At 36.3% G+C, this 17,224-nt stretch carries 13 protein-coding genes; 10 read left to right on the top strand and 3 right to left on the bottom strand.

The features are described 5' to 3' along the window. Nucleotides 1–629 precede the first annotated feature (629 nt). The gene (locus ACFIJR_RS05095; protein WP_375627353.1) at nt 630–5,189 is read right to left on the bottom strand and encodes a hypothetical protein; all 4,560 of its coding nucleotides are present in this window, start codon (nt 5,187–5,189) and stop codon (nt 630–632) included. Between the two features lie 656 nt (nt 5,190–5,845). On the opposite strand from ACFIJR_RS05095, the gene hfq reads away from it, so the two are divergent. From hfq to ACFIJR_RS05075, 4 genes are all read left to right on the top strand, one after another. Next, nucleotides 5,846–6,085 (top strand): RNA chaperone Hfq, encoded by a 240-nt coding sequence (gene hfq / locus ACFIJR_RS05090; protein WP_005773461.1) that lies wholly within the window; start codon nt 5,846–5,848, stop codon nt 6,083–6,085. Nucleotides 6,086–6,139: 54 nt separating this feature from the next. Further along, nucleotides 6,140–7,477, top strand: coding sequence for a GTPase HflX (hflX, locus tag ACFIJR_RS05085; protein ID WP_375627354.1), 1,338 nt, complete (start codon nt 6,140–6,142; stop codon nt 7,475–7,477). Nucleotides 7,478–7,626: 149 nt separating this feature from the next. After that, nucleotides 7,627–9,453 carry a hypothetical protein gene (locus tag ACFIJR_RS05080; protein ID WP_375627355.1) on the top strand — a complete coding sequence of 609 codons (1,827 nt, stop codon included), beginning with the start codon at nt 7,627–7,629 and terminating at the stop codon, nt 9,451–9,453. Between the two features lie 146 nt (nt 9,454–9,599). Then, the gene (locus ACFIJR_RS05075) at nt 9,600–10,676 is read left to right on the top strand and encodes a COX15/CtaA family protein (RefSeq protein ID WP_375653756.1); all 1,077 of its coding nucleotides are present in this window, start codon (nt 9,600–9,602) and stop codon (nt 10,674–10,676) included. Between the two features lie 10 nt (nt 10,677–10,686). Here ACFIJR_RS05075 and argC read toward each other — a convergent pair whose 3' ends face one another. Further along, the gene (gene argC / locus ACFIJR_RS05070; RefSeq protein WP_375626461.1) at nt 10,687–11,631 is read right to left on the bottom strand and encodes an N-acetyl-gamma-glutamyl-phosphate reductase; all 945 of its coding nucleotides are present in this window, start codon (nt 11,629–11,631) and stop codon (nt 10,687–10,689) included. Nucleotides 11,632–11,952: 321 nt separating this feature from the next. Here argC and glyA point away from each other — a divergent pair, with 321 nt between their 5' ends. The 6 genes from glyA to nusB all read left to right on the top strand — a co-directional run bounded on the left by glyA (nt 11,953) and on the right by nusB (nt 16,489). Then, a complete protein-coding gene (glyA, locus tag ACFIJR_RS05065) occupies nt 11,953–13,266 on the top strand; it encodes a serine hydroxymethyltransferase (protein ID WP_375626463.1) in 1,314 nt (437 codons plus the stop codon). 11 nt (nt 13,267–13,277) lie between these two features. Further along, nucleotides 13,278–13,760: a transcriptional regulator NrdR gene (gene nrdR / locus ACFIJR_RS05060; protein ID WP_015856456.1), complete on the top strand. Its 483-nt coding sequence runs from the start codon at nt 13,278–13,280 to the stop codon at nt 13,758–13,760. Further along, nucleotides 13,753–14,880, top strand: coding sequence for a bifunctional diaminohydroxyphosphoribosylaminopyrimidine deaminase/5-amino-6-(5-phosphoribosylamino)uracil reductase RibD (ribD, locus tag ACFIJR_RS05055; protein ID WP_375627358.1), 1,128 nt, complete (start codon nt 13,753–13,755; stop codon nt 14,878–14,880). The genes nrdR and ribD overlap by 8 nt, the downstream gene beginning before the upstream one ends. Beyond that, entirely contained in the window at nt 14,862–15,479 is a 618-nt protein-coding gene (locus ACFIJR_RS05050; protein WP_375626467.1) for a riboflavin synthase, read from the top strand. The genes ribD and ACFIJR_RS05050 overlap by 19 nt, the downstream gene beginning before the upstream one ends. Before the next feature lie 81 nt (nt 15,480–15,560). Beyond that, on the top strand, nt 15,561–16,016 hold the full coding sequence (locus tag ACFIJR_RS05045; protein WP_375627359.1) for a 6,7-dimethyl-8-ribityllumazine synthase: 456 nt from the start codon (nt 15,561–15,563) through the stop codon (nt 16,014–16,016). A gap of 2 nt (nt 16,017–16,018) precedes the next feature. Continuing rightward, a complete protein-coding gene (gene nusB / locus ACFIJR_RS05040) occupies nt 16,019–16,489 on the top strand; it encodes a transcription antitermination factor NusB (protein ID WP_375626471.1) in 471 nt (156 codons plus the stop codon). A gap of 76 nt (nt 16,490–16,565) precedes the next feature. Here nusB and ACFIJR_RS05035 read toward each other — a convergent pair whose 3' ends face one another. Continuing rightward, nucleotides 16,566–17,045 (bottom strand): outer membrane protein assembly factor BamE, encoded by a 480-nt coding sequence (locus ACFIJR_RS05035; protein ID WP_375626497.1) that lies wholly within the window; start codon nt 17,043–17,045, stop codon nt 16,566–16,568. Nucleotides 17,046–17,224 lie beyond the last annotated feature (179 nt).

Here is a 17,224-nt window from a genome sequence, read left to right as displayed (position 1 = left end):
AGTGAAAGCTGTATTTTTTATATACTAACAATTATGTGTTTTAATAAACAAAGATGTGGCTGAAATGGCTGTAATTGCGGATTTTATAACATGAAAATCATATATTTTCCATAACGCTTTTCTTTATAATTTATAATGCATCATTTCGTATGTTGGATGGGAAATTTGAATACAATAAGATTCTTTTATTTAAAATTCACCTAATATAATAAAAAATATTTACTTACATAATTCAAACGAGAGTAATGTGTGGATAAAAAACATTAAAAAAATAAATAGAAATGTTTCTATGAGCTATTTTAATGTAAAAGCACGGAATTTTTTCACAATTAGCAAAAATAATTATTACCTATTTTGTACCTTTATGAAACTATGAAAAATAAAGGAGTTAAGAAAAAGATAAGGAAATAGAAAATATGCTTTATCATTCTTAGAATGATATGTTGTTTTATAAGTCATTACGCTTCTTTAGGGTTATTGCTTAGGATATCACAGAAGACCGCACGCCAATTATCCCAGCCTTTGAAGTACAAAGCTGCAGTTAAAAGCAAAGTACTCTACAATGAGCCATTAAAACAACTGGAGAGGAAAAAAGTGGAAAAAATATCTTTTTCCACTTTTTTTATTTTTTATTGGATTCGACCACTTGCATGAGCAAGCATAGTATAAACTTTTCCGGTATCTGATATCAGGTATTTGCGAACTGAGCTGGAAGAACCAGAACTGCGCGATATATCACGTAAGAGTTTTTCAAAATCTGTAACATATTGATTCACTGAACGTTTAAACTCAAAATCGCTCATATATTTTCTCTTAATCATTTCAAATATTTTTTGTCCATTTAAGGTATAAAGGCGTTCTGTTACGATGTTTTTTTGTCCACGTTGATAATGATCCCATAGCTCAACAATGGCATTGTGATTAATAGCTTGCACTATACCAGAAGCTAATGAATTAAGAGAGCAGTTTGCAGGAGATGGTTTTGTTTGCACTGATGTTAAAACATCATCACTAGGGGGAGCATCATAAAACGTTTCTTCACGTGAAGCTCTTTCTAAGAGATTTGACACCCATTTATTTGGTCTTTTTTTGCTTTGATCTTGTTGCAGAATAGGCTTAGGTGGTACGATCTTTTTAACGGACTCAGTGGAATTGTCACTTCTTTGATTAAACATTGATGATGCAGGAAATTCTGATATCAGCTGTTTTTTTGCGCCCTTTTGATCATTTTGTATAACACTGACTAGATCTTGTAACGCTGTAATCTGTTCATTCAAAGCTGTGCGAATTGTTTGCGTTGTTTCTTTTGTCTTTTCCGGAAGTTTTTTAACATTTTCATTGATATCATTATTAATCTTTGAAAGCTCTAAACGAACTTCATCAGCGGAGCGACGTATGTCTTCTGCTGCTTCTGAAAAACGCGCCGATGCTTCACTAACAAGCCTATTAAGTGATTGTTGGAATGAATTTGTGGAGTTACGTGCATTCTTATCAGAGCGTTCAAGTGCTGAGTTGAAGATTTTTTCATAATGCCCAATCATTTGATTAATTTCATGAGACTTTGAAACAAGAGCATCACTTAATACAGAAAGCGTATTATGTTTTTCTTCAAGTGTTGCACTCAGTGAATTTTCAGACTGTTCAAGAACATGAATAGTTTGGGAAAGTGTTTTTGCATGTTCACCAAAACTGCTCGTTATATGATTAATTTGTTCAAAGGTATTCTTTGAAAGTCCTTGCAGAATTTCAACATTATTATTGAGCACTTGATTTGAGGCTGACAGACGCTCTGCTACTTGGTCCGTGTTGCGGAAAAAATTACTCGCACTCTCATTAAACTGACCATCAATATTTTGAACAGCTGATAATAAAACATTACTATTTTCGTGAAAATTGTAAATTGATTGATTCAACTGTGTTAAGACGGATGAGACATTATTAACAAGTTCTTCCTTCATAACCGTTATTGTTTGAAGTGTTTCAGAGTTAGCTTTTGTTAAGCTATTCACTAAAAATTCATTGTGTGCATAAATTCTTTGTTCAGCTTCTTGTGTGGAGAGAGAGAGTTGTTCACCGATATGCTGTGTTAAAGAATCAATTGATTCTGTCGTATTTTGCGCTGCTTGATTTAAGTGATTTGTCAGCTCTGTTATTTTTCCAACATGTTTTGAAATTTGTGTTGCTGTTTGATTTTCTGCAACTTCCAAACGGCTCGTTACATCAGAAAGTTGATAACCTAAATTATTTTTAAAATTTTGCATAGAGTGATGAAGAACATCACAGCGTTCATTAAGAACTTGCTCTATTGCTGTTGTTGATGTGTGAATGGTTTCGTTCAATAATGCTTGTGCATTATGACTGGCTGTTGCGAAAGCTTCGACAGTATGCGCTGTTTGTTCAGACAGAACGGACAGAACTTTTTCACTGGTATCATAAACAGTTTTTTTGACATTTGATACAATGCGATTGCCTGATTCTGAGAGAATATTTTCTGCTTGTGCAGTAACATTTGTAACAGATGAAAGAATTTGTTCACTCGTAGAAGAAAGAATATCAGAAGCTTTTATAATCTTATTATGCAGGTTATCTGTAACTATATTAACAGAGTCTTCTAAGGTTACACGCATATTGTCAACACTGCTTTCCAGTGCTTGTTGAATTATCTGACTTTGCTCATTATTAAGCATGAGAGACGTTTTTAACGTGTCAGAACGTTCCTCAATAACAGATGTTTGCATATCAATGGCTTCACAGATTTGGCTAAATTTTTCAGATAAGGTTTCCTCTAGCGTTGTTGTTCGTTCAAAAATTTTGTGTGCACGATCTTCTAGATCTGTATCGAATGATTCCATACGTGTTTCAAGGGTTTCAAAGAAAACACCACTCGATTGAGAGAGAGTGTTCTTTAAAATTTCGGCATGGTTTTCAAGGTTTTTGATATGATCTTGAACCGTTTCAGTAATGTTCTTATTATTGGCGACAATTGCACTTTCAACTAAATCTATTTGTTGTTTCAATGCAACATCGACACGTATATCACTTTTTGCAATGAGATTATGGATTGTTTCCATGCGTTGCTCAAGTGTGCGTGCTTGATCGGCAAGAACTTCATTGAGAGAAAAACTATTAATCGCTAAAGAGTCACGCAGAGCATCGGCACGGATATCAATGTTTCTCGCTTGTGCTTCTAAAGCATCTTGGGTTGTACTGCAGCTTTGTACAATGACATCTTGTAGTTTTTCAGTGCATTGAATGATGTTTGTAATATGATTTTCAGCTTGTTTATCAACGACTTGAATATTGTCAGCCAAAACTTTTTCAATATGAGAAGTGTTTTGGGACAAGACATCAATTTGATTTCTTAATGTATCCGCAATTTTATTCTTCTCGTTATCGAGCATGTCTGCCATAAGAGCTCGTTGATCAGAAAGTTGTACTTTAAAATCTTGTGAACGTTCTTGGATGATATCAACAATGGCATTGTCGACATACTGAATTTCTTCTCTCAGGCTTTCTTTACTTTTATCAATTGCAGAAAGAATAGCTTCACGTCCATTTGTAAATGCATGGGTAATGTCTGCTGTTTTTTCTTGGAGGTTTTCATTTATTTTCAAGACATGAGATTCCAAGAAGTTACCAAGTTTTTCAGCATTATCCTCTAAAGCCTGACTGCGTTCTATAAAGGAATCAATGATGGAATCACTATGTTCTTTAAGAGAAAGATCAACAGTGGCTAAACGTTGTTCAAAGGCTCCAATTGCTTGCGAGGTTATGTTATCAAATTTAGAAGAGAGTTTATGTGCTTGGTCGTCGAGCTTTAAGATCTTCTCATCAAAATTCTGTAGAGATTGATTATTACGATCAATAAGAGCTTGATCCAAGGCTTTAAACTTTTCATCGACAGCGTGCAAAGTTTGATCTGTTACTGCTTGTATATGTGTGGCAATTTTAGCAACATGTACTTCCGCTTTTTCAGCTGTTTCATTAAAGGTTTTTTCTATTTGCTTTTCATTATGATCAAATCGTTTTGAAAAACCATCGAAGTTTTTTCCTAATTCATGAAAAAATTCTGTGTTTTTCTGCTGAATTTGTGTTGTTGTTTCGTTAAATTTTTCAACAAGCTGATTTGTTACGCCATCACCGGCATAGGAAAGTTTTTCAACAAGGTCTTCACCTTGTTTTTGTAAAGTTTGAGAGAGAGTTTGTGCAAGCTTCTCAACATTGGTTACAATTTTAGAGGTAACTAAACCAAATTCATCACTCAGTTGTTCTTGGGTTCCTTTAATTGTTGATTGTACGCGATCTGCGTGATTCAAAATGGCGATGCGTTCATTGCTCAATTCTTTGATTAATGTGTGAATACGTGATTCATTCTCAGCATAGGCTTGTTCTAGGTTGTGAACTTCACCTTGTATGATTGCTTCAAGTTCAACAGCACGTCCGAGGGTACGTTCAATACCTTCGTTCATTGCCGCTACTTCTTCACGAATGGTTTGCCCTATAGCAATAGCTTGTTTTTCAGATAAATGTTGTGGTTCACTAAGGCGCTGCGCAGCATTTGTCATAAGAAGAGCAATATTATGCAAGTCGTTTGAACGTTTTGTTAATTGAGCAACGCCCCAAGATATAAGGATAGGAATTGCTGTTCCGGCTGCTACAGCGAGTCCTGTTGGGGATGTAACAAAAGTGCTGATATTGGATAAGGAGCTGAGTCCGGTAGGTGCGAGCTTATGCGCAATAAAAGCTCCTCCCGTTGCCCATAAAGCACTAAGCGCTGTTGTATACCAGTAGACTCGAGAGGAAGAACGCTGCTTTAATAGTCCAAAATTTACAGGGGTTGTTATATCATCATTTGCAGGAAGAAGTTTTGTAGATAACAATGTATTATGAACAGTCCCACCTGAAATATCAGGTGAAGGTTTTGGAGCAAAAAGCTGTTCAACAACGGATTTATCAACAACAGCTTCATCATGAATATTAGAAACAAAAGTTGACGTACCGTTTTCAGCAAAGAATTCTTCTTCTGCCATTGCAATTTTTTGAATCAGATCATCGACATTAACAATATTTTCAGAATTATTTGATGATATTGTTTCAAATTCTGTGTCATTGAAATCAAAGTTCATAGCTTTTGTGAGGGCTTCTTCAACTTCAACTTCAAATGTTTGCAATTTGGTTCTGCGTGCCATACTCGCCTCGTACTCTTACAGACGGAAAAGGGATACGTCCTCTTCCACATAATCTCTACATACTAGCTGTTAATTATTTAGAAAGGAATATGCTTAGGGAAAAATTTTAAAAACTTATCAAGATAAAGTTAACGCGGTTTCTTATACCCTGTTTAAAAATGTTATAAAATATAGTAAAAACAATTTATTATTTGAATCTAACAAAAACAAAAATACTGTTTACAACTTGTGTTTATAAAAAACTTTATAAGCCGCTAGTCTTTGAAACAAGGATAATTTAATAGCCGTTATATACACAGTTAAGGTGCGAACACCTCTCTATTAATACCGATGATCGTTAATAAATATTGTTGTCCGTTTACTTTTATTGATTCTAAACGAAGCAGATTCATCATCACATATAGTCTGTAATAGCTTAGGATATATAAAAGTATGCCTTTGGACTGTAAGATTATAAAAGAATAAACGTGGAAAAATTTTTAATTTAATATAGCTTTTTGTAAGTTGCGCTTTATTATTGCCTTAAAGAGCCGTTTTTTCTCTAATTTCAGTTGTTTGTTGCTAAATTTTGAAGCTTCTACGTTGACAATTAGATATTTTTCAGTCGATATGCATGCACGAATATTTTATGCAATCGAGATGAAGGTGTAAGAATAATGGCAGAGCGATCACAACACCTGCAAGATGTGTTTTTAAATACGGTGCGTAAGCAAAAAATTTCCCTTACAATTTTTCTTGTCAATGGCGTTAAACTCACGGGTATTGTAACTTCATTTGATAATTTTTGTGTTCTTTTGCGCCGAGATGGACATGCGCAATTGGTTTATAAGCATGCTATTTCTACGATTATGCCTGGACAGCCTGTGCAGATGTTTGAGGGTGAAAGTCCTGAGTAAACATATCATTTTAAGATAAACCTCTTATCCCATTTTAAAAGTACTTAGATTGCTATGATAAATAAAAATGAGAGATTAGGAGGGGTGTTTTCGCAGAATACAGGGCAGGTGCGCGCACTTGTTTTGATACCGATTTTTCAAGAAAATAGAAGTGAAAGCTCTTTGAGAGAGTGTTCTATATCTTCTCGTGTTAAAGAGTCATTAGGCTTAGCGCGTGCTATAAGGTTAGAAGTTGTTAATTATGAAACGGTTAATATTGCAACGCCTCGCTCTGCGACTCTCTTTGGAAAAGGTAAAGTAGATGCGTTAACCTGTTATATAGATGAATATTCTATTGAGCTTACGATTGTAGATCACTTTTTAACGCCAGTACAGCAGCGTAATTTAGAAAAATTATGGAATTGCAAAGTTATCGATAGAACGGCTTTGATTCTTGAAATTTTTGGGGATCGTGCACGAACAAAAGAAGGAGTTTTGCAAGTAGAGTTAGCGCATTTGTCTTATCAAAAAGGGCGACTTGTGCGTAGTTGGACGCACTTGGAAAGGCAACGGGGGGGACGTGGCTTTCTAGGTGGACCTGGTGAAACGCAAATTGAAGCAGACAGGCGTCTTTTACAAGAGAAAATTATTCGTATTCGACGCGAATTGGAAACGGTTATTAAAACACGTGCACTACATAGAGCAAAAAGGAAAAAAACATCTTATCCTGTTGTGGCACTGGTAGGATATACGAATACAGGAAAATCAACTCTCTTTAACCGTTTAAGTGGTGCAGATGTATTAGCAAAGAATATGTTATTTGCAACGCTTGATCCGACTTTGCGCAAAGTTGTTCTTCCCCATGGAAAAACTATTCTTTTGTCTGATACTGTAGGGTTTATTTCTAACTTGCCAACAAATTTGATTGCAGCTTTTAGAGCAACCCTTGAAGAAGTGGTTGAAGCGGATCTCATTCTTCATGTAAGAGATATGTCAGATCTTGATCATCGTGCACATGCTCAAGATGTTTTAGAAGTGCTTTCAAGTCTTGATATCGATATTGATGATATGGAGCATATCATAGAGGTTTGGAATAAGATTGATATGTTGGATGAGCAGGCATTGAATGTTTTACAAACAAGCGCAAAAACACGATTAAATCCTGCTCTCATGGTATCAGCGCTTAAGGGGGATGGACTCGATCAATTATTAAGAGCCATTGAAAAGCGAATTTTTGGAGAGGTGCAAAGCATTGAATATCTTTTAAAACCTCATGAAATGTCGCTTATCGATTGGTTTTATGAAAACTCTTCGGAAATAATGCAAGAAGGACATGATGATGGGTCTGTTACCATTAGAGCCGTTATTACTTCTGAAGCAAAAAAACAATTAGAGAACATCAAAAAAATATGAATTAAGTTCTTTAAAGCTATTGCTGAACATTTGTGCTTAAATTTTATGTTTTTATTATCTGAAAATAATATGACAGCAAGTTAAGAGGATAGTTACTACTTTCTCTTAATAAAACAATATGAAGAAGTATTTTGCTGGTTAAAATAAAGATGAGTCTTAAGTGTAATAAAAGACTATTCCTACGTACTGTATGGCGAAGCATTTTGATTGTTTTGCTATTACAAATGCTATGTATATCTTTGATTTGGTTGTATTATTTTTTTCAGCCCCGTGGTTACCAAGCAACTTTAATATTTTCATTATCTGATTCTGTAGGAAAACCGTTACCAATCAAAAAGCAAGACAATGTTATCGCTTTTTTGTTTTCACAGCCTATGTTCTTCAATGATTCGCAATTTTCTTTAAGTGCTTTTAATAAGAAAAAAAATCATGAAAATATCCGTTTATCGCGTCGTGGTGATTTTATCGATTTGACTTTTGAAGCTGAGACACTTGAAGCAGCTCAACGTGGGTTGGAAACTTGGTTTTCCGCATTTTCACAAGCAATCATAAAACAGAAACAATTCTTGTTAAATGATAAATTAGAAGACAAACAATATGATAATACTGCAATCGTTAATATCATGCAGGGATTTCGTACATCTGTTGAGTCTTTTATTCAGCAGGGTGTAAAACAAACAGAGCTTCATGATCTTTCTATGCAATTAACGGAAGCAACTTTAAAGCGTATTCATTTAACAAGTTTGAACTCAACGATTAACGCGATGCGTGAAAAGGGACAGTCTTTATTGTCTTTATCGTTTATTGCAGGTAATTCAGCAATTGTTGCTCTGGAATCTAAACGTGATCTTTTGGAAACGCAAAGAGCACATATGGCGGTGCAATTGGGGTGGACACATCCTCAAATTAAAGCAATGACTGCGGAATTAGAAACAGTTTCTCATCAATTAAAAAATAAAATTTTACAAATCGTTTATCAAGTTCATTCAGATGAGGTTATTGCAACGGAATTAGAAAAACAGCTCAAAAAAAGAATGAACTTTTTTGTAAAAGATCAATCCCAATCTTTGAATGAAATATTTAACGAGTTTGAAAATAAAATAAAAGCAGCAGTCGATGCACAAAATAAAGCGATGAGTAAGTCTGCTCAACGAAGAGAAAAAATTATTGGTTCATATCGGAGATTGAGTGATAATCCTCTTCTTTTACAAAACACAAATATCCACGTGGTTATGCCAACAACGTTAGCACCAATTTCTTTTATGGCTCTTTATGGAAAAAATATTTTTGTGAGTGCATTGGCTAGCTTCCTTACTCTTTTACTAGGAATATTGTTATTTTATCCGTGCTTTAAAAGCAAAAAAGATCAACCTTCAGAAGAGGATTTGAGATCAAAAGAAAATGCTCTTAAGAAGAACGAGAGTATTTTAGTCTCTCAAGAAATGAAAAATCTTGAAGCTTTTATTACGATAGAGGGATTATCTGATGTTTTGAAATGGCGTGCTTCAACCATTATTTCAATCATTGGACCAGAGGCTGCACGGACAGCGGCAAAGCTTTCACTTCATCTCACAAAAGAGAACAAAACAATTCTGTTGGTCGATATTTCTGGTCAACAAATAGAGAAGGTCATTGGTCCACATCGCGGACTGAGTGATATTTTAACGGGCAATGCCCAGCTGCATGATGTTATTTACCGTGATTATGATACGGGGGTTGATATTCTTCCTCAGGGGTTAACAAGTGCTATTTCTGCACAAGATTTTTCAAATGACATTTCTCATATATTACAAGAATTTAAAAAAGAATATGATTTTATCATTCTAGAGATGGCAAGCGAACCAAAATATGGATTTGAGCAATTTGCAGAGCTAACAGACTATTATATTTGTAAGACTGTTCTTAATGAACAAGAATGGATGATGCGGATGGTAAGCAGCTTTCCAAAGGCTGTTTATCGCGTTGTTGCATCATAAACTTTATAAAAAAGAAATATGTATCGCATGTTATAGTGGTACGCTTGTTTTTTGCTAAAGTTATAGTACATACTAGAATACACAATGATTTGATGTTTAAATTTTAAAATGCATTGTAGTTGGAGAGAAGCGTGGGGCAATCAGAGATGGCAGTAAAGAGATTAAACAATAGCATTTTAACGCCCGTGCAAAAGAAAAATAGAAAACAAATACAGGTGTGGCTTTACTCTATTTTATTGCTTTGTTTAGCAATTGTCTTAGTAGGTGGCGCTACTCGTTTGACGGGATCAGGATTATCTATAACGGAATGGAAGCCAATACACGGCGTTATTCCACCGATTGGTGTGGATCAATGGCAAGAGGAATTTTTAAAATATCAACAGATAGCACAATATAAGCTGCTTAATCCTGATATGAGCTTAAGTGCTTTTAAGGTCATATTTTGGTGGGAATGGGCGCATCGTGTTCTTGGGCGTCTTGTTGGTCTTGTCGCTTTATTGGGGCTCATTTGGTTTTGGGCGACTAAGCGTGTTGAAAAAAATATCTTACTCCCGCTTATTGTCGTGCCTATTCTTATCGCCTTTCAAGGCTTTATTGGTTGGTGGATGGTTGCTTCAGGGATTGGGCAAAGTAATTTAACAAGTGTGAGCCAATATCGTTTGGCATTTCATCTTATAACGGCATGTTTTGTTATTGTTTTTGTTACTTATTTATCTCGAGGACTTGCAGAATATTCAGAAAAGCCAGCAAATAAAAAGGTGCAATATTTTGCGGCTTGGCTTGTTGTTCTCGTTTTGATAGAGATTTATTTCGGAGCTTTGGTTGCAGGGCTTCATGCTGGAAAAGTCTATAATACATGGCCTCTTATGGATGGGCAGATTATTCCTGATGGTTTGTTGCAGCTTCGTCCTGTTTGGCTCAATTTATTCGAAAATTCATTAATGGTTCAATTTATTCATCGATTTTTTGCTTATTTTGTATTTATTGTTTCAGTTGTTCATGCTTTCTATGTACAAAAAAACATTCCACATTCAACCCATTCTCGTCGTGCATTTCTTATCTGTGTTATGATTATTATCCAAGCACTCTTGGGTATCTTAACACTGTTACATGAGGTTCCGATAAGTTTAGGGCTCATTCACCAAAGTATGGCACTAGCAGTGTTATGTTTTGCGGTTGCGCACTGGCGAGCAACGAAAGGGGCATATCGCGTTGTTGAATAAAAGTTTGTATTTATAGGGAGTTTAAGTTGCTTGAAAGCATTAAATCGAGGTTCTGGATAGCCGCAGCTGATGCGCCTTTTCCTAAATTATCGAATATGGCGCTGAGATTAAAAATACCTTCACGATCATTTCCAAATACGAACAGTTTCATATTATCTTTATTGGCTAAACACTCTGGATTAAGTCTTTGAAGTGAAGCAGTTTCTTCTTGTGATGCAACTAAAATGGTATTTTGTCCATCGTAATGGTTTGCGAGAATTTCGCGCAAATCAGAACAGTTTGCTGATTTTGTGAATAAATGGCGATGCAGAGGAAGATTCACAATCATTCCTTGGGGAAAACGACCAACACTTGGTATGAAAATTGGGGTTTGGTTGATTTGTCCATAGATTTTAATTTCTGGCACATGTTTGTGTTCAAGATTAAGACCATAGATAAAATAATTGTTCTGAATATTTTGTTGAGATTGATTTTCCATTTCTAAAATCAACTGTTTTCCACCACCAGTATAGCCGGAGATTGCATTAATCGAGATGGGATAATAGGCGTCTAGCAGTCCTGCTTCACGGAGTGGGCGAATCAAACTAATGGCACCGGTAGGATAGCACCCGGGATTGGTTACATAATGTGCTGCTTGGATGCGCTTTCTTTGTCCTGTTGTCATTTCAGGAAAACCGTAAACCCAGTCTGGTGCAACACGGTGGGCTGTCGAGCTATCAATAATCCTAATGTTTTTATTTTTTTTAAGCCAATGAACTGTTTCGCGTGCAGCATCATCTGGAAGACACAAAATAGCAATATCGGCTTGATTAAGATAGTCTTGTCGCAGATGGACATTATGGCGATCTTTATGAGCAAGAGAGAGTAGTTTTAAATCTGTACGCCCCTCTAAGCGTTTTTGTATTTGTAGTCCGGTTGTGCCATGTTCACCATCAATAAAAACTTTAGTTAGCATTCTTATTTGCCTTGTATTAACTTTGCCTATTATATTCAGTTTTTCACATTATAAATTATTTTTAATCATTAAATTATTGAATTTCTTTAGATTATAGATACCTTTTGTAAAAGGTGTAAACAAATAAGAGTGTAAAAAAAGAAATGTAATCTCATTTTTTACCATTCTTGAGAGGGAAGTTTTTTGTTTTTTTTATAACAAAGAATAAGATAAATATTTGCGTCATTATTTTTGAGTGTAAGCGGTTTAAAATGTTTGGTTTGCATGGTTTGCTGTGTTATCGTTCAGTGATTTTATTTTTTTATGTTAGGAATGTGTTTTATGACTCAGCAAGAAAATGACGCACAAAAGCGCTTTTTTAATGATAATTTACAAACTGTTGATGGTGCAATCTTTGATGCAATTAGAGGGGAGTTTGAGCGTCAACAACATGAAATTGAGCTGATTGCTTCAGAGAATATTGTTTCAAGAGCGGTTCTTGAAGCGCAGGGGTCTGTTTTAACTAATAAGTATGCAGAAGGTTATCCAAGAAAGCGCTACTATGGCGGGTGTCAATTTGTTGATGTCGTTGAAGATTTAGCCATTGAAAGGGCAAAACAGCTTTTTGGTGCTGCTTTTGCGAATGTACAGCCTAATTCTGGTAGCCAAATGAATCAAGCTGTCTTTTTAGCTTTACTTCAGCCTGGTGACACATTTATGGGATTAGACTTAAATGCTGGTGGTCACCTTACGCATGGTTCATCTGTTAATATGTCAGGAAAATGGTTTGATGTTGTTTCCTATGGTGTGCGTCAAGAAGATCAGATTATTGATATGGATGAGGTTGAGCAACTTGCAAAAGAACGTAAGCCCAAACTTATTATAGCGGGTGGCTCATCTTATCCACGGCTATGGGATTGGAAACGATTCCGTGAAATTGCAGATAAGATTGGTGCTCATCTACTCGTTGATATGTCTCATATTGCCGGTCTTGTTGCTGGTGGCGTGCATCCTTCGCCCGTTCCACATGCGCATATTGTAACAACAACAACACATAAGTCGCTTCGAGGTCCTCGTGGTGGTTTAATATTGACAAATGATGAGTCTTTATCCAGGAAAATTAATTCTGCAATTTTTCCTGGTCTTCAAGGTGGTCCTTTAATGCATGTAATTGCTGCAAAGGCTGTTGCATTTGAGGAGGCTTTGCGTCCCTCTTTTAAGAGTTACAGTGCCAATGTGGTCGCTAATGCGAAAACTTTAGCAAAAATATTACAGAGTAATGGTTTTAATATTGTTTCTGGTGGTACAGATAATCATTTATTGTTGGTTGATCTACGTTCCAAAAATCTAACAGGTAAACGTGCTGAATTGGCTTTGGGGCGCGCTCATATTACCTGCAATAAAAATGGTATTCCTTTTGATCCTGAAACGCCATCTATAACATCGGGAATTCGCTTGGGATCACCTGCTGCCACAACACGTGGTTTTTCAGAAAAAGAGTTTATTCAAGTTGGTCATCTGGTTTCAGAAGTTCTTGATGGTCTTCGGAGCGCAAAAAGTGATGAAGATAATTATGCCGTTGAAATGGCTGTTGAGAAAAAGGTAAAAGATATAACGAGTCAATTTCCTCTTTACTCTTATCTTAGTAATCGTTAAGGACACAGAAGATGCGCTGTCCTTACTGCCAATATGAGGATACACAGGTTAAAGATTCACGTCCAGCAGAAGAGGGGGCAGTGATTCGCCGCCGCCGTGTGTGTTCCGTCTGTGGTGGTCGTTTTACAACTTTTGAACGTGTTCAGTTGCGTGAGCTATTGGTTGCTAAAAAAAGTGGACGATGTGAACCATTCGATCGTGATAAGTTAATGCGATCAGTTGATGTGGCTGTACGTAAGCGCAATATTGATCCTGATCATATTGAACGAGCAATTTCTGGCATTGTGCGCCAGCTTGAAAGTTTGGGAGAACCGGAGATTGCTTCAGAAAAAATTGGACATCTTGTTATGGAAGCATTGAAAAGAATTGATGATATTGCTTATATTCGTTTTGCTTCTGTGTATCGAGATTTTCGTAATGCAAGCGATTTTCACGATGTTATAGATGAATTGTCAAAGGGTATTGCGGATACAGAATCTCGTTTTGATGAATAAAAAATTGCAAGATGAACGGTTTATGGCTGCAGCTATTCGTCTAGCAGAGCGTCATGTCGGTCTTACAGGTGAGAATCCTTCCGTTGGTACGTTAATTGTGCGAAACGATAATAGTGCGGGGGCATTTATTGTTGGCTATGGCATAACAGCTATTCATGGGAGTCCTCACGCGGAAGTGCAAGCTTTACATATGGCTGGTTCTTTGGCTCAAGGAGCGACTGCTTATGTTACTTTAGAACCTTGTGCGCATTATGGAAAAACTTCGCCATGTGTGAATGCACTCATTGATTCAGGTATTTCTCGAGTTGTTGTTGCGTTGACTGATTGTGACAAGCGTGTTGATGGTCATGGTATTGCTCTTTTGCGAGCGGCGGGTATTGAAGTGGTTGAGGGCATTTTAGCTGAAGAGGCTTTTGAATCTTTATGGACGCATTGGTGTATAAGGAAGATACAACGCTGTGCGGTCACTTTTAAAATGGCAATTTCTGCTGATAATGGTGTTGGGAAAAGAGAAAAGGGCAGCGTAAAAATTAGTGGAACACTTTCTCATGCCCATACGCATATTTTACGCGCTCAAAATAATGCTATCCTCGTTGGTATTGGTACTATATTAGCAGATGATCCACAACTTAATTGCCGCTTGCCAGGGATGGAGATGCGCTCACCAATTCGTATTATTTTGGATGCAGATTTATCTATCCCCCTTGATGCAAAAGTTGTCCAAACAGCTATGAAAATTCCTACATGGGTTATTTGTGATGTGGATCTTTCAAAGAAAAGCAAAAAAAATGCATTGGAGCAATATGGTGTGTCTGTTTATTCGGTAGAGATGAACAATGGTTGTGTGGAACCCTTTGCTCTTTTACAGATGCTTTATAAACATGGGATTAATAGTGTTTTATTGGAAGGGGGCGTAAAGACAGGGGAAAAGTTTTTGAATGCTGGTTGTGTTGATCATTTGATATGTTTTCATACCCCCATGGTTTTAGGAAAAAATCGTATTGAAGCCCCTCATTTTGGAAATTATCTCTCGCAGTTTTATGAGATTGAGACAAGAATGTTTGGAAATGACCGTTTTTATAAATGGAGACGTAAGACATTATGTTCACAGGAATTATAACGGATATTGGTTGTATTGAAGATGTTCAACCTTTAAAGCAGGGGATGCGTTTAAAGATTTCTACACGCTATGCTATAGAAAGCTTAGCAATTGGCGCATCAATTGCTTGTTCAGGAATTTGTCTGACAATTGTAGAGCGAGGATTAAAACAAGAAGATTCTAATTGGTTTGTTGTCGAGGCGTGGGAAGAAACATTACGTTTAACGAATCTTGCACAATGGACAAAAGGAACTTTTGTTAATTTGGAACGTTCGCTTCGATTAGGTGATGAAATGGGAGGACATTTGGTTTCTGGTCATATTGATGGTTTGGTTGAAATCATTGATCAAAAAAATGAAGGGGATGCAATTCGTTTTTATTTAAAAGTTGCAAGACAATTTATACCTTTCATTGTCAATAAGGGATCTATTGCACTTAATGGGACATCTTTGACTGTTAATGGTGTTGAGGATTGTGTTTTTGATGTTCTTATTATTCGCCATACACTCGAAATGACAACGTGGGGACAGGCTAGAATTGGAGATCGGGTCAATTTGGAAATTGATCAACTTGCTCGTTATGCTGCGAAACTTTTTGCTTTAAAAAGAGAAGATGAATAAACCAAAACTCTATTGATCGTTTTCAGAATTTTATGCTTTATAACCTTGATTTTTTTGATTCGTTTTTTGTGGAATTCCATTATGATGAAAGAGATACGTAAAAAGCCTCACGTATTGATTGTTGAAGCACGTTTTTATGAGGGGATTTCTGATGCGCTTTTGAGAGGTGCAGTGAATACTTTGCAAAAAGCTGAAGCAAGTTATGATGTTGTAACGGTTCCTGGAGCATTAGAAATACCAAGTGCAATAGCTTTTGCTGAACAAAATAAGATATCTTATGATGGTTATGTTGCTCTTGGTTGTGTTATTCGGGGCGAAACATATCACTTTGAAATTGTTGCTAATGATTCTTGTCGTGCATTGATGGATTTAACTATTCATCAGCACTTGGCTATTGGAAATGGTATTTTGACTGTTGAAAATGAAGAACAAGCATGGGTGCGTGCGAATCTAGATGACAAAAATAAAGGTGGTTTTGCGGCTGAAGCTGCTTTATGTATGATCGCTCTAAAAAAGAGATTTGGAGATAATCGTTAAATATGGCTGATATAAAAAGCAGACATTTTCCGCGTTCAGCCAATAAACGTGGAGCAGCAAGACTCGCTGCAGTTCAAGCCCTCTATCAAATGGATATCGTGGGTTCGGGGGTGATGGAAATAGCAGCTGAGTATGAAGCTTATCGTTTGGGAAAAGATATCGATGGAGACCAGTATCTTGAAGCTGATTTTCAATGGTTTTTGGCTATTATAACGGGTGTTGTAAAAGATCAAAAGCAGCTTGATCCTCTGCTTCATCAACAGCTTTCTGCAGAGTGGTCTCTTTCACGTCTTGATTCTATATTGCGAGCAATTTTACGAGCAGGTTTATGGGAGTTGATCAACCGTAAAGATGTTCCTGTTGCGGTTGTCATGAATGAATATGTTGACATAGCTAAGGCGTTTTTTGAAGGTGATGAGCCAAAACTTGTTAATGCAGTTCTCGACAGTATGGCAAAAAAAGTCCGCCCATAAGAGCTAGAAATCCCCCATTATTAGGTCAGATATTATCAGACCTAATAATATTGAGACGGTATGTAGACTATATGATTTAGTTATGGGGTGGCAAATTCGCAGGGCCTTTTATAATTTGAATTAAAAAAGGATGTTCTTTTGTTACAGTTGGTGTTGTTTGTGCAATAAAATCAAACACTTGACCGTCTTGTAATCCGTAATTAGCAACTTTTGCAACCTGATTATTTTTATTGAAGTAAATGGCTAAAACTTTGCGATCAATAATCTTTGTTTTCATAAACTGCATCCCACGATAGCGTGTCTGTGAGATGTAATAAAAAACTTCATTATCATATTTTGTTTTTAATGAAGGGGTCCCTAAAGTTAAAAGAACTTGCTCTTGACTTGAGCCAACAGAAATAGAACTTAGAGCATTTCTATCAAGAACATAGCCCTCTCTATAAATTTGGCTCGAACCTGAAGAATCGAGAAGACCACATCCAGCAAGCATTCCTATGCTTGTTATTGATAGACCAATCAATAATTTACGTTTGATTAAGGCTATTATGTGAGGCATTTGAAACAATGATATCTCCTTTTTATACTGAGATGTAGGACAAGAAGGCAACCTCAAGTTTTTTCTAATTTTAGCTTAATCTACCGTAGCTTACACTGAGCTTCCCTGTTATAAAGTGAATTATGCCATATAGAATTTCTTTAGAAAAGAAAAAAATGCATGAATACTTGATATAAATA

The sequence above is a fragment of the Bartonella sp. OD88NMGDW genome (assembly GCF_042193775.1).
In the GTDB taxonomy this organism is placed as follows: domain Bacteria; phylum Pseudomonadota; class Alphaproteobacteria; order Rhizobiales; family Rhizobiaceae; genus Bartonella; species Bartonella grahamii.
The sequence above is the reverse complement of the archived record's forward strand: the minus strand, read 5'-3'. Positions and strand labels throughout refer to the sequence as shown.

Excerpts from the sequence above, each read along its gene's own strand:
- ACFIJR_RS05095 (WP_375627353.1), bottom strand. The coding sequence starts at position 5,189 with ATGGCACGCAGAACCAAATTGCAAACATTTGAAGTTGAAGTTGAAGAA.
- hfq (WP_005773461.1), top strand. The coding sequence starts at position 5,846 with ATGGCAGAGCGATCACAACACCTGCAAGATGTGTTTTTAAATACGGTG.
- hflX (WP_375627354.1), top strand. The coding sequence starts at position 6,140 with ATGATAAATAAAAATGAGAGATTAGGAGGGGTGTTTTCGCAGAATACA.
- ACFIJR_RS05080 (WP_375627355.1), top strand. The coding sequence starts at position 7,627 with ATGAGTCTTAAGTGTAATAAAAGACTATTCCTACGTACTGTATGGCGA.
- ACFIJR_RS05075 (WP_375653756.1), top strand. The coding sequence starts at position 9,600 with ATGGCAGTAAAGAGATTAAACAATAGCATTTTAACGCCCGTGCAAAAG.
- argC (WP_375626461.1), bottom strand. The coding sequence starts at position 11,631 with ATGCTAACTAAAGTTTTTATTGATGGTGAACATGGCACAACCGGACTA.
- glyA (WP_375626463.1), top strand. The coding sequence starts at position 11,953 with ATGACTCAGCAAGAAAATGACGCACAAAAGCGCTTTTTTAATGATAAT.
- nrdR (WP_015856456.1), top strand. The coding sequence starts at position 13,278 with ATGCGCTGTCCTTACTGCCAATATGAGGATACACAGGTTAAAGATTCA.
- ribD (WP_375627358.1), top strand. The coding sequence starts at position 13,753 with ATGAATAAAAAATTGCAAGATGAACGGTTTATGGCTGCAGCTATTCGT.
- ACFIJR_RS05050 (WP_375626467.1), top strand. The coding sequence starts at position 14,862 with ATGTTCACAGGAATTATAACGGATATTGGTTGTATTGAAGATGTTCAA.
- ACFIJR_RS05045 (WP_375627359.1), top strand. The coding sequence starts at position 15,561 with ATGATGAAAGAGATACGTAAAAAGCCTCACGTATTGATTGTTGAAGCA.
- nusB (WP_375626471.1), top strand. The coding sequence starts at position 16,019 with ATGGCTGATATAAAAAGCAGACATTTTCCGCGTTCAGCCAATAAACGT.
- ACFIJR_RS05035 (WP_375626497.1), bottom strand. The coding sequence starts at position 17,045 with ATGCCTCACATAATAGCCTTAATCAAACGTAAATTATTGATTGGTCTA.